The sequence below is a fragment of the Amphibacillus cookii genome, from assembly GCF_016908375.1.
Lineage (GTDB): Bacteria > Bacillota > Bacilli > Bacillales > Amphibacillaceae > Amphibacillus_C > Amphibacillus_C cookii.
The window spans coordinates 54,765-71,444 of the sequence record NZ_JAFBDS010000012.1 but is presented as its reverse complement, the minus strand read 5'-3'; the positions used below and the strand labels follow the sequence as shown (position 1 = coordinate 71,444).

At 40.2% G+C, this 16,680-nt stretch carries 12 protein-coding genes and 1 riboswitch; of the genes, 10 read left to right on the top strand and 2 right to left on the bottom strand.

Annotated elements, in window-relative coordinates; translation table 11 throughout:
* Positions 1-119: 119 nt before the first annotated feature.
* The 7 genes from JOE23_RS15895 to murB all read left to right on the top strand — a co-directional run bounded on the left by JOE23_RS15895 (position 120) and on the right by murB (position 10,103).
* Complete coding sequence (locus tag JOE23_RS15895; RefSeq protein ID WP_204439967.1) at positions 120-1,379, top strand: argininosuccinate synthase; 1,260 nt, start codon at positions 120-122, stop codon at positions 1,377-1,379.
* Entirely contained in the window at positions 1,376-2,803 is a 1,428-nt protein-coding gene (argH, locus tag JOE23_RS15890; RefSeq protein ID WP_204439965.1) for an argininosuccinate lyase, read from the top strand. Before JOE23_RS15895 ends, argH begins: the two co-directional genes overlap by 4 nt.
* A 122-nt stretch (positions 2,804-2,925) precedes the next feature.
* On the top strand, positions 2,926-4,014 hold the full coding sequence (locus JOE23_RS15885; protein WP_204439963.1) for a carbamoyl phosphate synthase small subunit: 1,089 nt from the start codon (positions 2,926-2,928) through the stop codon (positions 4,012-4,014).
* Positions 4,007-7,219, top strand: coding sequence for a carbamoyl-phosphate synthase (glutamine-hydrolyzing) large subunit (carB, locus tag JOE23_RS15880; protein WP_204439960.1), 3,213 nt, complete (start codon positions 4,007-4,009; stop codon positions 7,217-7,219). The genes JOE23_RS15885 and carB overlap by 8 nt, the downstream gene beginning before the upstream one ends.
* A 2-nt stretch (positions 7,220-7,221) precedes the next feature.
* Complete coding sequence (gene argF, locus JOE23_RS15875; RefSeq protein ID WP_204439958.1) at positions 7,222-8,172, top strand: ornithine carbamoyltransferase; 951 nt, start codon at positions 7,222-7,224, stop codon at positions 8,170-8,172.
* 366 nt (positions 8,173-8,538) lie between these two features.
* Complete coding sequence (locus JOE23_RS15870; protein WP_204439955.1) at positions 8,539-9,087, top strand: isochorismatase family protein; 549 nt, start codon at positions 8,539-8,541, stop codon at positions 9,085-9,087.
* Between the two features lie 101 nt (positions 9,088-9,188).
* The gene (gene murB / locus JOE23_RS15865) at positions 9,189-10,103 is read left to right on the top strand and encodes a UDP-N-acetylmuramate dehydrogenase (RefSeq protein WP_204439953.1); all 915 of its coding nucleotides are present in this window, start codon (positions 9,189-9,191) and stop codon (positions 10,101-10,103) included.
* A 565-nt stretch (positions 10,104-10,668) separates the two neighbouring features.
* Here murB and JOE23_RS15860 read toward each other — a convergent pair.
* Both JOE23_RS15860 and JOE23_RS15855 read right to left on the bottom strand, forming a co-directional pair.
* The gene (locus JOE23_RS15860) at positions 10,669-11,856 is read right to left on the bottom strand and encodes an MFS transporter (protein WP_239585468.1); all 1,188 of its coding nucleotides are present in this window, start codon (positions 11,854-11,856) and stop codon (positions 10,669-10,671) included.
* Positions 11,849-12,448, bottom strand: a complete 600-nt coding sequence (locus tag JOE23_RS15855) for a non-canonical purine NTP pyrophosphatase (protein ID WP_204439950.1) — start codon at positions 12,446-12,448, stop codon at positions 11,849-11,851. Before JOE23_RS15855 ends, JOE23_RS15860 begins: the two co-directional genes overlap by 8 nt.
* Before the next feature lie 247 nt (positions 12,449-12,695).
* Between JOE23_RS15855 and JOE23_RS15850 the strand changes: the two genes are divergently transcribed.
* The 3 genes from JOE23_RS15850 to ribE all read left to right on the top strand — a co-directional run bounded on the left by JOE23_RS15850 (position 12,696) and on the right by ribE (position 16,672).
* Positions 12,696-14,459 (top strand): ABC transporter substrate-binding protein, encoded by a 1,764-nt coding sequence (locus tag JOE23_RS15850; RefSeq protein WP_204439948.1) that lies wholly within the window; start codon positions 12,696-12,698, stop codon positions 14,457-14,459.
* 203 nt (positions 14,460-14,662) lie between these two features.
* Positions 14,663-14,815, top strand: a riboswitch (FMN riboswitch).
* 111 nt (positions 14,816-14,926) lie between these two features.
* On the top strand, positions 14,927-16,012 hold the full coding sequence (gene ribD / locus JOE23_RS15845; RefSeq protein ID WP_204439946.1) for a bifunctional diaminohydroxyphosphoribosylaminopyrimidine deaminase/5-amino-6-(5-phosphoribosylamino)uracil reductase RibD: 1,086 nt from the start codon (positions 14,927-14,929) through the stop codon (positions 16,010-16,012).
* A gap of 6 nt (positions 16,013-16,018) precedes the next feature.
* On the top strand, positions 16,019-16,672 hold the full coding sequence (gene ribE, locus JOE23_RS15840) for a riboflavin synthase (protein WP_204439944.1): 654 nt from the start codon (positions 16,019-16,021) through the stop codon (positions 16,670-16,672).
* The last annotated feature ends 8 nt before the right edge of the window (positions 16,673-16,680 follow it).

Here is a 16,680-nt window from a genome sequence, read left to right as displayed (position 1 = left end):
TATTTCGTTAATTTAATGTAAATAAGGGTTGAATTATTATTCTTTTTAATGCATAATAATACAAAAGAAAGCTGATCGAAACCAAATTATAAATAACACCAATTAAGGGGAGATTAAATATGACAAAAGATAAAATTGTATTGGCCTATTCAGGTGGATTAGATACTTCTGTTGCAATCAAATGGTTACAAGATCAATATAACTATGATGTGATCGCAGTAGGATTAGATGTAGGAGAAGGAAAAGATTTAGAATTTGTAAAGAAAAAGGCGATTGATGTTGGGGCGATTAAATCCTATTCGGTTGATGCTAAGGCGCTATTTGCAGAGGAATATGTTTTACCAGCACTACAAGCTAATTTATTATATGAAGGAAAGTATCCTTTAATTTCGGCATTATCAAGACCATTGATTGCAAAAGTTCTTATCGACATTGCTGAGAAAGAGGGAGCGGTAGCTGTTGCACACGGCTGTACAGGGAAAGGGAATGATCAAGTCCGTTTTGATGTTGCTTTTACCGCGTTAAACCCTAGTATGAAGATTGTTGCACCAGTAAGAGAATGGAAGATGACGCGTGATGAAGAATTAGCTTATGCAGATAAACACGGGATTCCAGTACCGGTTGGAAAAGAAAGTCCATATAGTATTGACCAAAATTTATGGGGAAGAAGTAATGAATGTGGTATTTTAGAAAACCCATGGGCTGAAGCGCCAAAAGATGCCTTCGATTTAACAACTGATCCGGTTGATGCACCTGATCAACCAGAAACGATTCAAATTAGCTTTAAAGCAGGAAAGCCTACTGCAATAAATGGTGAGGAAATGGCCTTAGATCAATTAGTTTTACACTTAAACAAAATGGCAGGAAAGCATGGTGTCGGTAGAATTGATCATGTTGAGAATCGTTTAGTTGGTATTAAATCAAGAGAGATCTATGAAGCACCAGCTGCTGTGACTCTAATTGCTGCCCATCAAGAGTTGGAAGCTTTAACCCTACCGAGAGAAGTAGCGCAATTCAAGCCGATCATTGAACAGAAATTAGCTCAAACGGTGTACGATGGTTTGTGGTATTCACCACTTACCGATGCTTTGCAAGCCTTTATTAAGCAAACACAGCAATATGTATCTGGTAATGTAAAAGTGAAATTATATAAAGGTACGGCATTTGTCGTTGGTCGTGAATCAGCGCATTCGCTTTATGATATGGATCTAGCGACATATTCTGAGGGAGATGCGTTTGATCATGAAGCGGCACTAGGTTTTATTAAATTATGGGGATTGCCGACACAAGTGCATGAAACGGTAACAGGTGCTCAACAAAATAAAAAAGCATCCATTACCAAAACAACGATTGACGTAAAGGAAGCGGTCAAACAATGAAATTATGGGGCGGACGATTTACTAAACCAACTAATCAACTCGTAGATGAATATACAGCATCGATCAGATTTGATCAAAAGTTAGCAACGTTTGATATTCAAGGTAGTCTCGCCCATGTGAGCATGCTTGCAAAATGTGCAATTATAACGAATCAAGAAGCAGAGTTAATCACTGATGGTTTAAAAAAGGTCGCCACACAAATTGAGTGTGGTGAAGCTGAATTAACAGAGGCAAATGAAGATATTCATATGAATGTTGAGAAATTATTGATTGATCAAATTGGAAGTGTCGGTGGAAAACTACACACCGGGCGCAGTCGTAATGACCAAGTCGCACTTGATATGCGTCTCTATTTACGTGATGCACTTGTCACGATAGCGACGCTATTGCTTGAACTGCAACAAGCATTGGTAAAGCAAGCTGAAGCTAATTTAGATACCGTTTTACCTGGATACACCCACTTGCAACGTGCACAACCTGTACTTTTTGCTCATCATATGATGGCCTATGTCTTTATGTTTCAACGTGATCTTGAACGATTGACGGATAGTTGGAAACGCGTCAATCGCTCACCACTTGGAGCAGGAGCGCTCGCAGGAACGTCTTTTCCGATTGATCGGTCGTTTGTTGCTGACCAACTTGGCTTTGATGCGGTGTCTGAAAATAGTTTAGATGCGGTCAGTGATCGTGATTTTGTTATTGAATTTTTGGCAGATGCGTCATTAGTCATTATGCACTTATCAAGATTGTCAGAAGAGCTTGTGCAATGGTCAAGTGCTGAGTTTAACTTTATTGAGTTAGATGATGCCTTTTGCACAGGAAGTAGTATGATGCCACAGAAAAAAAATCCCGATGTGCCAGAGTTGGTTCGTGGTAAGACGGGACGTGTATTCGGTCATTTAATGGGGATGTTAACCACGCTGAAAGGCTTGCCACTTGCTTATAACAAAGATATGCAAGAGGATAAAGAAGGCATGTTTGATACGGTTGAGACACTAAAAGGAGCACTTGCCTTATTTGCTCCGATGATTGAAACAATGAATGTTCACAAAGATGTCATGTATCAAGCGGTTGTCAAAGATTATTCGAATGCGACCGACTTAGCTGATTATTTAGTAGGCAAAGACATCCCATTCCGTGAAGCGCATGCGATTGTTGGCCAGACAGTTCTATACAGTATTGAACAAAGTAAATACTTACTTGATTTATCATTAGCTGAATTCAAACGTTTTTCTAAAGCGATTGATGAAGATATTTATGATGTCTTATCAGCAAAAGCCGTTGTTAATGCACGAGATGTAACAGGTGGTACAGCTAAAAATCGTGTCGAAGATCAAATTAAACAAGCCCGTCAATTTTTTGAAGACCATGAAACATGGCTCCAAGGAAAAATAACTTTACTGAAGAAATTAATAGTAACTTAGTGCGTTTTGCTTTAAATAGAAATGAGAAAACTTGATTAATGATAAATCAAGTTTTTCTTATACAGGTTTTTGTATATTTATAAAACTAAAGGTATATTTATTCGTTGTTGGGGGGAACAGTTATGGATCAACTTAAAGGCTATTTGGTTCTTAATACAGGGGATGTATTGTCTGGAAAATGGTTGAGTAAGCCGTTTTGCCAAGAAGGTGAGCTTGTTTTTAATACAGCGATGACGGGTTATCAAGAGGTTATTACTGACCCTTCATATGCAGGTCAAATCGTCTCGCTTACTTATCCATTGATCGGCAACTATGGTTGTAATGACCAAACAAATGAAAGTGTTCATACCGCATTGTCTGGATTAATTATTTCAACACCATGCTTTGACCCTGAACATTATCAATCGCATTACTCTCTAGTAGATTTTGTTAATCGTGTTGGAGTACCAACGCTTTATGATGTCGATACACGAGCCTTAACAAAAATTATTCGAGAGCATGGCGAAGTTTATGGAAAGATAACTTCTGATCCTAATGATCAGCCCGTGCAAATATCGATTGATCCAGAGGTGGTAAAGCGTGTATCAGTAAAAGAAAGCGTCTATTATTCACCGCAAGCAAATCCACTGGAAAAACATGTTGTCGTGTTCGACTACGGCCATAAGCAGTCGATTGTAGACGCGTTGCTGAACGTAGGTTGTGAGGTGACAGTGGTTCCATATGATACTAGCTATTTGACGATTCAAAGTCTAGATCCAGATGCGGTTATCTTTTCTAACGGTCCTGGTGACCCAGCGAGTCTTACTGCGTTTTTGCCAACAGTTAAAGCTGTGGCTGAAACATATCCAACTCTTGGTATTTGCTTAGGTCATCAATTAATTGCTTTAGCTTTTGGTGGAAAAACATCGCGTTTACCATATGGTCATCGTGGTAGCAATCACCCTGTAAAGGATTTGGCTACTGGAAAAGTGATGATCACCTCGCAAAACCACGGTTATGTGGTTAAAGAAACAACCATTGATCAGTCACAATGGTGTATCTCACATCTAAATGTCAATGATCAATCTGTTGAAGGGTTAAGACATAAAACAAAGGCAATTCAAACCGTTCAGTTTCACCCTGAAGCACATCCTGGGCCTGTTGATACGCACTATATATTTGCAGATTTTGTTGAGTCATTATGTTTAAAGGGAGCGAAACAACATGCCTAAGTTAACAGAGATAAACAAAGTGTTAGTCATCGGCTCCGGACCGATTGTAATTGGTCAAGCGGCAGAATTCGATTATGCAGGGACGCAAGCTTGTCTTGCACTAAAAGAAGAAGGTATTGAAGTCATACTTGTTAATAATAATCCGGCAACCATTATGACTGATGAAAATATTGCGGACCAGATTTATTTAGAACCGCTCACCCTTAACTCTGTCAGTAAGATTATAGCAAAGGAAAAACCGGATGGCCTCTTACCAACTTTGGGCGGGCAAACCGGTTTGAATTTGGCTATGGCACTTACAGATGCAGGGGTGTTAGCTCAACACCAAGTCACTTTACTAGGGACCCCGTTGGAAACCATCCAAAAAGGTGAAGATCGGGAAATTTTCAAGTCAATGATGAAAGAAATTAATGAACCGATTGCAGAGAGCCAATCAGTAGAAAGTGTAACAGAAGCTTGTGAATTTGCCACTCAAATCGGCTATCCTCTTATTGTCAGACCTGCATATACGTTGGGTGGAGCAGGTGGTGGAATCGCGAATAATCAATCGGAACTGATGAGAATTGTTAAAAATGGTTTGCATCAAAGTCCGATTCACCAAGTATTAATCGAACAAAGCGTGAAAGGTTGGAAAGAAATCGAGTATGAAGTGATGCGGGATGGTAATGATACGTGCGTGATTATTTGTAATATGGAGAACTTTGACCCTGTTGGTGTTCATACAGGGGATAGTATAGTGGTTGCCCCTACGCAAACATTAACTGATCAGCAACATCAAATGTTACGCTCATCCTCCGTTAAAGTGATTCGAGAACTTGGTGTGATTGGCGGATGTAATATTCAATTTGCTCTTGATCCAACTAGTGATGATTATATTATTATTGAAGTGAACCCAAGGGTCAGTCGATCAAGTGCACTTGCTTCTAAAGCAACCGGGTATCCGATTGCGCGAATTGCTGCAAAACTTGCACTTGGTTATCATTTGGATGAAGTGTTAAATCCAATCACGGGGGATACATATGCAAGTTTCGAACCAGCCATCGATTATATCGCTTTGAAAATTCCGCGCTGGCCTTTTGACAAGTTTTATCAAGCGGACCGATCGCTAGGTACACAAATGAAAGCGACCGGGGAAGTGATGGCATTAGCGCGTAATTTTCCAGCTGCATTAAACAAAGCGATTCGATCACTAGAGTTGGGATTAGATAGTTTAGTATGGCCAGGTATCGAAAAATTAACAAATCAACAATTAGAAGCAGGAATTGTTAACCCGACTGACCAACGTCTATTTTTATTAGCCGAATTGCTGCGTCGTGGCTATAGTGTAAGTCAATTAAAGGGATTTACCGGTATTACCAAGTATTTTCTTGAAGAACTTAAATGCATGATTGATTTTGAAATAGCCTTGTCTGAAAAAGGCTGGGAACATATTGCAGCTAGTGAACTAAAGCAAGCCAAACAGTATAGTATACCGAATTCTAGAATAGCTTCACTCTTCGCTATTGAGGAGAATAGTGTTCTAGATAAGAATAATCAACTTGAGTTATCTGCTAGTTATAAGATGGTTGATACGTGCGCAGCTGAATTTTCGGCAGATACCCCTTATTTCTATAGTTCGTGGCAAGAATATGATGAAGTTGAATCACTAGATAAAAACCAGCGTGTTGTCGTTCTGGGGTCTGGACCGATTCGAATTGGGCAAGGTGTTGAGTTTGATTATTGCTCGGTTCACGCCGCATTTTCGCTAAAAGATCAAGGGGTGGCTGCCATTGTTATAAATAATAACCCCGAGACGGTAAGTACAGATTATAGTACGGCTGATCACCTCTACTTTGAGCCTTTAACGGTAGAAGATGTCCTTCATGTTGTAAACAAGGAACAAGCAGATGGGGTCCTCATTCAATACGGTGGACAAACGGCAATTAATCTAGCAGAGGGTCTAAGCAAACATGGGGTTAATATGATTGGAACGGATCTTTCTATAATTGAAAAAACAGAAGATCGTGAACAATTCTATCAACTTCTAAACGCATTAAACATTCCTCATATTCCTGGCGCTACGGTTATGTCAGTTGCTGATGCTAAAGCTGTTGCAGCGGAAATTGGTTACCCTGTTCTGATGCGTCCTTCGTATGTGATTGGTGGGCAAGGTATGGTTGTGCTAAAAAATGAGCGGGAACTTGCTGACTATTTGGGTACATTAATCGAGCAAACTCCTTCATCGCGACTTTTTCCGCTACTGATTGATCAATTTATTATAGGTAACGAAGTAGAGATTGATGCAGTCTGCGATGGTGAAGATATTATAATTCCTGGCATTTTTGAACATGTTGAACGTGCAGGTGTTCATTCTGGTGACAGTGTAGCCATTTTTCCAGCACCAAGTTTAACGTCCGAACAAAAAGCAACAATCGAAGATTATACGAAAAAAATATCACAATACCTTAATATAAAGGGCATTATTAATATTCAATTTGTAATGAGTGAGGATCGACAAACGATCTATGTGTTAGAAGTTAATCCGCGGGCATCGCGCACCGTGCCGATTGCAAGCAAAATAACCGGTGTGGAAATGATTGATCTTGCCACAAAAGTCCAAATGGGAAAAAATTTACGTGATCAAGGTTGGATGCTTGGGTTGCATAAAGAAGTACCTTTCTATGCTGTCAAAATGCCAATCTTCTCTTCAACAAAGCTTCCGGGTGTTGATCCGATATTAGCGCCGGAAATGAAGTCGACCGGTGAAGCGATCGGGATTGGAAAGACGGTTGAAGCCGCTCTAGCTAAAGCTTTTGGATGGAAAGAGGAACACTTTTTACCGATTACGGAAGAGAAGGGGCTTTTCTTATCAATAACGAGTGTGTCAACTGCACTTATAAAAGCACTACAAGAAACAACGGGTAAGGTAGCGGCAACAGAAGATACAGCTAAGCTTCTATTAGATGCTGGCTATCAGGTCGAACACGTTTTAACAGAACAAGAAGTGCTAGTAGCGATTGAAAACGAGCAATTTAATGTCATTTGTGATCAACAATCACAGAATATCCGTGCACAAGGACTTACAGTTGGAGCAGTTGTGTTAAGTCGTGCGGAGACATTAATCGCTTATCTCAATGCTTGGCAACATGAAGCCATTGAGCCAAGTACGTTGAAAGCGTATCGTAAAGGTGCGCATGATCTTAATAAGGCGAAAGTAGAGGTGTAAAGATGTTTGTTAATGTAGCAAATCAATTAAGAGGTAGTGATTGCTTGACGTTGTTTGATTTTACATCTGAGCAAATTGCTTACCTGTTACAATTGGCCAAAGATGTTAAAGCGAAACAAAAGGCTGGTCAGATTTATCAACCATTAAAAGGTAAAGTGTTAGGGATGATATTTGAAAAATCTTCAACACGTACACGGGTATCATTTGAGTCAGGTATTTATCAACTTGGTGGCATCGGCTTATTTTTGAGTACCAATGACTTGCAATTAGGAAGAGGTGAACCGATCTCAGATACAGCTAAAATACTTTCAGGCTATTTGGACGGTATAATGATTCGGACGTTTCACCAATCAGATGTTGAAGAGCTGGCTGAACATGCATCGATCCCAGTCATTAATGGCTTAACAGACGATTATCATCCCTGTCAAGTGTTGGCAGATCTACAAACGATTGAAGAAGTGAAAGGGAAATTAGCTGGTTTAAAAATGGCCTACATTGGTGATGGCAATAACATGGCGCATTCGTTAATGGCTGGAGCTGTGAAAATGGGAATGGATTTCAGTACTGCAGCGCCGGATGGCTATTTGCCGAAAAAGGAAATGGTTGAACGCGCGCAAGTGATCGCAAATGAGAATGATGTAACGATTACAGTGACAACAGATCCGGTTGAAGCGATTAAGGACGCAGATATTGTCTACACCGATGTTTGGGCAAGTATGGGACAAGAAAGTGAACAGAAAAAGCGAGAAACATTATTTGCTGATTATCAAGTCAATGGATCGTTATTAAAGCACGCCAAAGCAGATTATCTATTTATGCATTGTCTGCCCGCGCATCGTGGCGAAGAGGTCACAGCTGAAATTATTGATGGGGATCATTCGGTTATTTTTCAAGAAGCGGAGAATCGCTTACATGCACAGAAAGCATTAATGATTGCTTTAATGGCTGAATAAGTGTTTTTAATGAGTCAGGCAAACCTCTGGTCAATACGACTAAGGTTTGCTTGTTTTAATGTAATAGAAAAGAAACTATTTTAGTAATTGGACTTTTTATTACAGCAAACCGTCCGTAAAAGCTCCCTCAAAATAGAGAGAAGAACAAATTCATTTGGGTAGGTGATAACGGACGCTAATGTCCTGATTCACTCAACGAACCTGCAATCAGTGGGTGGGTAAGATCGTAGCCACATCTTTAAGAAGGATTACAGACTAAGACCGCCACGTCCTGTAGCCCTCTGTCCACTGATTGAAGGCTCGATTTATTGCATCGGTTTATTTTTCAAGTTAAAATAAGTTAACGACTTTAATGAGGTGATAAAGGTGAAACGTGCGTTAATTCATGTCGATTATACGTATGATTTTGTAGCTGAAGATGGAAAGTTGACATGTGGAAAGCCAGGACAAGAGATTGAGCACCACGTTCTAGCGATAACTAAGCAGTTTGTTGAGGCTGGTGACTTTGTAGCCTTTACCATTGACCGTCACGAGGAAAACGATATTTATCATCCTGAAACTCAACTATTTCCAGCTCACAATATTGCAGGCACGGTTGGCCGTCAATTATATGGTCAACTTGAATCTTATTACCAATCGATAAAAGAAAAAGCCAATGTGTATTATGTTGATAAAACGAGATATAGTGCTTTTGTGGGAACAGATCTTGAAGTAAAGCTACGTGAACGCAGCATAGAGGAGATACATATTATCGGAGTATGTACCGATATTTGTGTGCTCCATACGGCAATAGATGCTTATAATAAAGGTTTTGATATTGTTGTTCATAAAAAGGCGGTAGCTAGCTTTAATCAGCAGGGGCATGACTGGGCACTCGGCCATTTTGAATCTGCACTTGGTGCAAGAGTAGTCTGACAAAAACAGTGCTGAATTGCTATTGGCGTTAGGATTGACTACTGCTATAATTGAGATTGTGCAAATCTGAATTTGTAACAATCATTTAAAGGATGATGGAAATGACGAGCGGTCATTCAGTTAAACAAGCATTAATCGATATTGTTGGTGAGAATAATCTACTTATTGATGAGCTGATTCGTAATTATACGTATACAAAATTAGGAGGTAAGGCTGATTATTTTGTCATGCCAACCTCTGTTGAGCATGTTCAGGCGATTGTGAAGCTAGCCAATCAAGAACAAATGCCGTTCACCTTATTAGGAAATGGATCGAACTTGATTGTTCGAGATGGTGGAATTAGAGGAATTGTCATGTCATTAAAGCACTTAAATCACATACAACATAATGGTGAGGTGGTGATCGCTCAAAGTGGTGCGCGTATTATTGATACGTCATATTATGCACTTGATCAATCGCTCTCTGGCTTGGAATTTGCATGCGGCATTCCGGGAACAGTTGGTGGCGCGTTGTATATGAATGCAGGGGCTTATGGCGGTGAAATTAAAGATTGCTTAAAAGAAGCGGTTGTTGTTGACAGGACAGGTGAAAAATTAACGCTATCATTAGATGAACTTGAACTTGACTACCGGACGAGCAATATCCCTGACCATGGTTATATTGTGATTGAGGCAAGATTTCAGCTGCAACGTAAAGAGCAAGCGGCTATTAAGGAAGTCATGGATGACTTAACTGAACGGCGTGAATCTAAACAACCGCTAGAATACCCTTCGTGTGGCAGTGTATTTAAACGTCCACCAGGCTACTTTGCTGGGAAATTAATTCAAGATAGTGATTTGCAAGGGAAAGGGATTGGCGGTGCAGAAGTATCGACTAAGCATGCTGGTTTTATTGTTAATAAAGCTAATGCAACCGCTAAAGATTATATTGCGGTTATTGAAATGGTTCAAGCTAAAGTTAAAGAGAACTTTGATGTGGAACTTGAGCGAGAAGTGCGTATTCTTGGTGAAGAATAATTAAAAAATGCCCCCCGGGATCATTTTTTAATTGGTAGGAAACAGAAAGCTAACATTTGAAAATGACCGTTGCTTTACTTCATCGGTTAATTTGGTATAATGTAAGGAGATCATCATAAAAATAAAAGTAACCGCTAAGGTGCGGCTAACACCTTAACGGCTTACGACAGATTGCCCAAGAGTGGTAATCTCATTAATTGGGAGAACCACCCTATTTCAAGCAAATTTGCTTAGATAGGGTGGTTTTTACTTATGATCATCATGTTTCGTTATCATCACAATCAGTGTAGCAAAACTAATCATAATGACTAAACTTTCATAGATGGTCATAATAGGCATCACCTCCCCTCGGGGAAGGAATGACTACCACCCTATAAGCTTTCTATCGTAATGTGATTATAACACAGATATTAACACAGATAACAGTCCGTAAAACACGTCAGGTAAGGAACTGCTAAAATTAGTCTTTAAGAAGCGAGATAAAGTTACAATGCCAATTAATCTAAACACCTACGTATCTGTTTCCGATTGATAACATCATCGCTTTGATTAGTATTCGTTTTAGTTAAGTTTTTTTTTGTGAAAAAACGATCAGCCAAGCTAGCGCTAAAGATACTAACACACCACTTGCCAACACATAAATCGTTGACAGTGAGGTTATCTCAAGTAGATTAAAGGCAAGCAAAGGGCCGAAAGCAGCACCTAGGTCAACCAAGACCGTGTGTAATGTCATAATCGAAACGGATTTTTGGCGTGCAGCAAAGCTACTGGCGAGCGTATCCGTTGAAGTCACAAATGTTGTTGAGATGAACTGGAAAATAAGTGAAAAAAGAATTAACCACAAGGTAGAAAACGACAACGTTAATATAAAGAAAAGTATTGCTAAACCAACAATACTGATAACTAGAATCCGTTCTTTATTTTTGGCTTTGTCCAAAATCCGACCGACCACTGGTGCAAAAAAAGGGTCCCATGCCCATCTAAGCGCTTGAATACAACTAGCAATAGCCGCAGCTGATAATGATACAGACAAAATGGTTAGCTCACCAGTATAATTTAGATCAATCAGCAAGCTTAATGTGCTTGAGAATAACCCGAAAATAAGTAAGCCCATTACTGTACTTGTTGTTAAGACAAGCAGTGCCTCCTTTGTTGTCTTAAGCGAGCGCTTTTTTTTAGTGGTTGTTGGGCCACTACTATGCACAGGAACATACTTATTCACAAACCAAAGTGAACAGCCGCCCAGTAAGGCGAAGACGGTACAAATCCAGAAGATATCAACAAATGTAATGAGAAAGCCACCCGCCAACATCCCAATTAGGCTACCCATTCCCCATGTCCCATTATATAACCCGATAAGCTGGCCACGATCCTGATCAGTGGACAGCTCGATAATGGAAAGGTAGCCTCCGAGTCGTAGTAAAGACCAGGCAATACCCCAAAGCACGCGCATAATTAGTAGGAAATAAAAGTGCTGTATAATTCCATACGAAAAGGTAGAGATCGTAGCTAAAATTAATGCAATCGTCACACCCAAGCGTAAGGGGTATTTATTATAAAACCAACCGACTAACGGGTTAATGGGCAGACGAACAAACCGGTTGATTGAGAGAAGTACGCCGACTTGCCAGATAGATGTTAGACCAAAGTCGAGCCAATAAATGGGCAAAATAATTAACAGCATCGCATCTCCCATAATGGCAACTCCGGTTAAACGTGCTAAAGCGAGTACCCTTTGTTTAGGCTCATTCAAAATGATCACCTCTGCTCTCTAACCACTCCTTTATCAGGAGATATGCTTGTCTTAACGCCTGCTGTCGATGAGAAAATGCTGCATAAGCTTCATTGTTTATTTGGTCCAAATACTGCCCATTAGCAAGCTGGAAAACACTTTGGTAGTCTTGGATTTGTTGTTGCTCAGGGCTGTTAATCCAACCATTCATCTGACCAGAGGCAATTGCGTCTGTATGATCAGGGAAACGCAGATAAATCACACTGTGAAAAGCACATTGTCGCGCGTTTAAAGGTTGATCATTGACTTTATTTAACAGGAAACTTGCCCGGTCAGCGTCGGTTCCTGACAGAAATCGGGCCGTCTTTACACCTGGGAAGCCATTTAAACAAGTGACAGTAAGACCAGAATCCTCTCCCATAATGATTGAGCGGGGAAAATGCTTGTAGATCGTGTTTACCTTAAGCTGAGCGTTGGCTAAAAAGGTTTGTCCTGTTTCTTCAACATCTGGTATCGAAGGCGATAAGCCTTTAATTGGAATCGCCAGCTTTGTTAATCCTTTAGTTAGTTCCTCTTGTTTCTGCTTGTTCCATGTTGCTATGATAAGCTTCATTATAAAACCTCCTTGTCATCAAAATAACCTTTTTAAAAGGAGAAAAAAAGAGTACGATATAAATATGAGAATTTCCCCTTTTATCACAGATAGCCGTCTACCTCAAACTAGAGAGTAGAGGTAAATCTAGTAAGGTGGGCACTAACGGCCGCTAATGTCCGGATTCACTCAACGATCAATTAGTGGGAGAAGAACGAAAATGCCCACTGCTTAAAGGTTCGTTTTATTAAAGGATGGTGTAGAGAAAATGATTGAATACTTTTCCTTAATATGGAAGCTGAAGGGAGACGCTGATCTGGATACATTCACGATTACGATTCCAGAACTTTCAAGACAGTTGCACTGTACAGAAAGACATGTTAAAAATATCATAAAAAAATTGCAGGAAAATGGTTGGTTGATTTGGCACCCAGGAGTTGGAAGGGGTAATCGATCGAGAATAACCTTCACGCGTACGCTTGATCAAGTTGTTAAAGCCGAAGCGAGAAGGTTAGCTACTGAAAAAACAATCGAACACGCCCTTGCATTTTTACAACAGTCCCCGGCTTATGATCAAATGACGATTACAACAGAAACGATTTTAGATTTTATTTTAAATGACGTTGAGCATGAGGGAGCAGATCATTTGCGCTTTCCTTCTTATCGCCCGCTTCCCATTCTTCATCCGGCGCAGGTGGATCGGCGAACCGAGAATCATTTTATGTCCTATTTATACGATACCCTTGTTCAGTTTGATCACGAAACAGAAGCAGTCATTGCCGGGTTAGCTCATGCGTGGACAGCATCTCAATCGTATACAAAGTGGACGCTTTACTTGAGAAAAGGACTTTATTTTCATCATAAAGAACAGGTAACCGCGCGTGAAGTATGCCAATGCTTCCAGCTTCATCAACAACAGGTGACTTCACCCTATCACTGGGTTATGAAGGAGTTAAAAGAAGCAAAATCAATTAATGAGTTAACTGTCCAGCTAAGCTTTAATAAGCCGATGCCGTTTTTACTTGAATGTCTGACTACCTTGGCTGGTGCCATCTTCACTACAAGTCATGAGGGGCAACTTGTTGGTGCAGGTCCCTATCAGCTAAGTGAGAATTCAGGAGAGAAATTGAGTCTGGTGGTCCATCAGTCTTATTACCATGCGCGCCCGTTTCTCGATCAAATCACGCTTTATTTTTTCCCGGTTTTATACGATAACGCCGATATCGATATAGAAACACAGCTAGCAAACATAAACTTTTATCACTATCCCTATCAATATGATGAAGCAGCATTTCACGCATACACCCACGTTGATCAGGGGAGTAAATTGTTAACCTTTAACGGACATCGTGGCCAATTAGCTCAGGATAAACGGCTACGGCATAAAATAAGATCCGTGCTGCAGCCAGCTGAGTTGATTGAGCAATTAGGGGGCAATCGCTATGCCACGGCAACGCGGATGCGAAAGGAATTAGAGGCTGATCAACTCGGAAAATTAGCAGCAGAGTCATTCACTAAGCCAATTGAAGTGAGTTATGGTCAGACGAACCCATTAACACTCGCATGTTATCAAGGCGCAGGCAATGAACAGGACGGTGAATGGATTTGTCAGCAGCTTAGCAAGGAGGGGATTGATGTTCAGTTAAAGGTCTTTGACTATCAAGCGTTTTTTCAACAGGATCTGACTCAATTTGATCTGTTATTAGGTGAACAAACCGCTCATGAACATCCATTGATGACGTATTTTAAAGCTTTTTTAGGTCATCAAAGCCTTCTCGCTCATCATCTGCCAGTGTCAGTTAAGGATCAGGTCGAGGCCTGTCTATTAAAAATACAAAAACCGCACCAAGCTTTGGCTTTTCTGGATGCGATTGAAGGAGAAGTTAGCCGTGAATCGTATGGTATGTATCTCTATCGTTTAAAGCAATACGCTATTTACCCAAACTATTTCAAAAATGTTAAAATAAATACATTAGGCTGGTTAGATTTTAAAAATGTTTGGTTTGATCGATACATTAAACATCTGCAATAGTCGTTTGATGGTATGCTATTAAAAGTTAAAGCTAAAAAGGATGATCGAAATGAAGCCGCAGTATATTAGGATTAAGGAAAAGCTCGAATTAGATATTCAATCGGGTCACTTTCAGGTCGGTGACCGTCTCCTGATTGAAGTTTCATTTTATTTTATGTGCATTTTGGCTGATAATGTGTTAAAATACTCTCAATTGAATAGGATAATTCTTTTGGGGCAGGGTGTAATTCCCGACCGACGGTAAGAGGTAGCCGCTTTACCTTAAGTCCGTGACCTGGATCGAAGCAAATATCGTGAAGGTGGATTTGGTGAAATTCCAAAACCGACAGTTAAAGTCTGGATGGGAAAAAGAATTAAAAAATGTATGCTTATTTGTGTACGTTTATTTAGTAAACATATGAACATGAACCATGCCCCAGGTGTCCACATCTGGGGCTTTTTAATTTTTTTAGAAAGGAGATTATCGATTGAACAAACATGATTATATGACGTTAGCGCTTCGTTTAGCAGAAAGTACGATTGGACAGACAAGTCCTAATCCTTCGGTTGGAGCTGTTGTGGTTAAAGACGGTCGTATCGTTGGAATGGGCAGTCACTTGAAAGCGGGTGAAGGCCATGCTGAAGTGTTGGCACTACATCAAGCCGGTGACCATGCAGAAGGCGCTGATGTGTATGTTACACTTGAACCATGTGCGCATTATGGTCAAACACCACCATGTGCGAAGTTATTAATTGAGAAAAAGGTCAAACGCGTGTATATTGCCACTGTCGATCCTAATCCTAAAGTAGCTGGTCAAGGTATTGCCATGCTTAAAGATGCAGGTATTGAAGTTGAAGTTGGAATCGATGAACAACGCGCGCATCAAATTAATGAACGATTTTTTTATTATATAAAAAACAAACGACCATTTGTCACCTTAAAAGCGGCGATGACACTAGATGGTAAGATTGCAACAAAAACAGGCGATAGCCAATGGATTACATCAAAGCAAGCACGGGAAGATGTGCATAATGAACGTGCTAAACATGATGCGATTCTTGTCGGGAGTCAAACGATAAAAGCCGACAACCCACACTTGACCGTTCGTCAGCCCCAGAACGGAAAAAACCCCATTCGAATTATTTTATCAACAGATTTATCAATTCCAGCAGACCGACATATTCTTAATGAACAAGCACCAACTTGGATAGTCTGTGGTCACGATGCAGATGTAGAAGGATTCCAAGCTAAATATCCGCACGTTAAAGTGATTGACATCGCACAACCGACAATTGAAATTGGCCGATTATTACAGGTGTTAGGCTCACTCGGTATTCAATCATTATACGTCGAAGGTGGAAGCGCCGTTCATGCAAGTTTTATTAAAGCGAAAGCATTTCAAGTGTGTCATTGGTATATCGCGCCTAAATTACTTGGTGGTCAAGACGCAGTTAATGTTGTCGGTGGTTACTCACCTGAACAAATGGCTGATGCCATTGCGTTAGAATTTGAATCGGTTACGCAAATTGGGCAAGATATTAAAATGATTGCCCGATTAAAAAAGGAGGCATAATAGACGATGTTTACAGGAATTGTTGAAGAAAAAGGAACGATTCAAGCAATCACTAAACAGGGAGCAAGTATGGAGCTGACGATTCATGCAAATAAAGTGCTAACAGATGTAAGGGTTGGCGATAGCATTTCAGTTAATGGGGTATGCTTAACGGTCATTAAATTTGATAAAAATGGTTTCACCGTTGATGTCATGCCTGAAACCTTTCGTGATACTGCGTTGAGTCGATTAACCATTCGCTCAATTGTCAACTTGGAACGTGCAATGGCAGCTAATGGCCGTTTTGGTGGCCATTTTGTTTCAGGGCATGTTGACCGTGTGGGTATCATTGAACGGATCTGGTATGAGGCAAACGCAAAATATATGTTAATTACTGTTGGTCCGGTTGATATGCGTTACTTAGTTGAAAAAGGTTCTATCACAGTTGATGGAACGTCGTTAACTGTATTTGATTTAACCGAGAACGGTTTTATTATTTCGTTAATTCCAGAAACGCAAGCTGCAACCATTTTAGGTGAAAAGCAACAGGGTGATGATGTTAATTTAGAATTTGATATGTTGGCAAAATATATTGATCGGTTATTGAGCAAACGTGAGGAACCGAAGAACCCCGTTCATTTAACAGAAGAAAAATTACAGCGCTATGGTTTTTTTAGTTAAGGAGGGAT

Excerpts from the sequence above, each read along its gene's own strand:
- JOE23_RS15855 (WP_204439950.1), bottom strand. The coding sequence starts at position 12,448 with ATGAAGCTTATCATAGCAACATGGAACAAGCAGAAACAAGAGGAACTA.
- ribE (WP_204439944.1), top strand. The coding sequence starts at position 16,019 with ATGTTTACAGGAATTGTTGAAGAAAAAGGAACGATTCAAGCAATCACT.
- JOE23_RS15850 (WP_204439948.1), top strand. The coding sequence starts at position 12,696 with ATGATTGAATACTTTTCCTTAATATGGAAGCTGAAGGGAGACGCTGAT.
- JOE23_RS15885 (WP_204439963.1), top strand. The coding sequence starts at position 2,926 with ATGGATCAACTTAAAGGCTATTTGGTTCTTAATACAGGGGATGTATTG.
- murB (WP_204439953.1), top strand. The coding sequence starts at position 9,189 with ATGACGAGCGGTCATTCAGTTAAACAAGCATTAATCGATATTGTTGGT.
- argH (WP_204439965.1), top strand. The coding sequence starts at position 1,376 with ATGAAATTATGGGGCGGACGATTTACTAAACCAACTAATCAACTCGTA.
- argF (WP_204439958.1), top strand. The coding sequence starts at position 7,222 with ATGTTTGTTAATGTAGCAAATCAATTAAGAGGTAGTGATTGCTTGACG.
- carB (WP_204439960.1), top strand. The coding sequence starts at position 4,007 with ATGCCTAAGTTAACAGAGATAAACAAAGTGTTAGTCATCGGCTCCGGA.
- JOE23_RS15895 (WP_204439967.1), top strand. The coding sequence starts at position 120 with ATGACAAAAGATAAAATTGTATTGGCCTATTCAGGTGGATTAGATACT.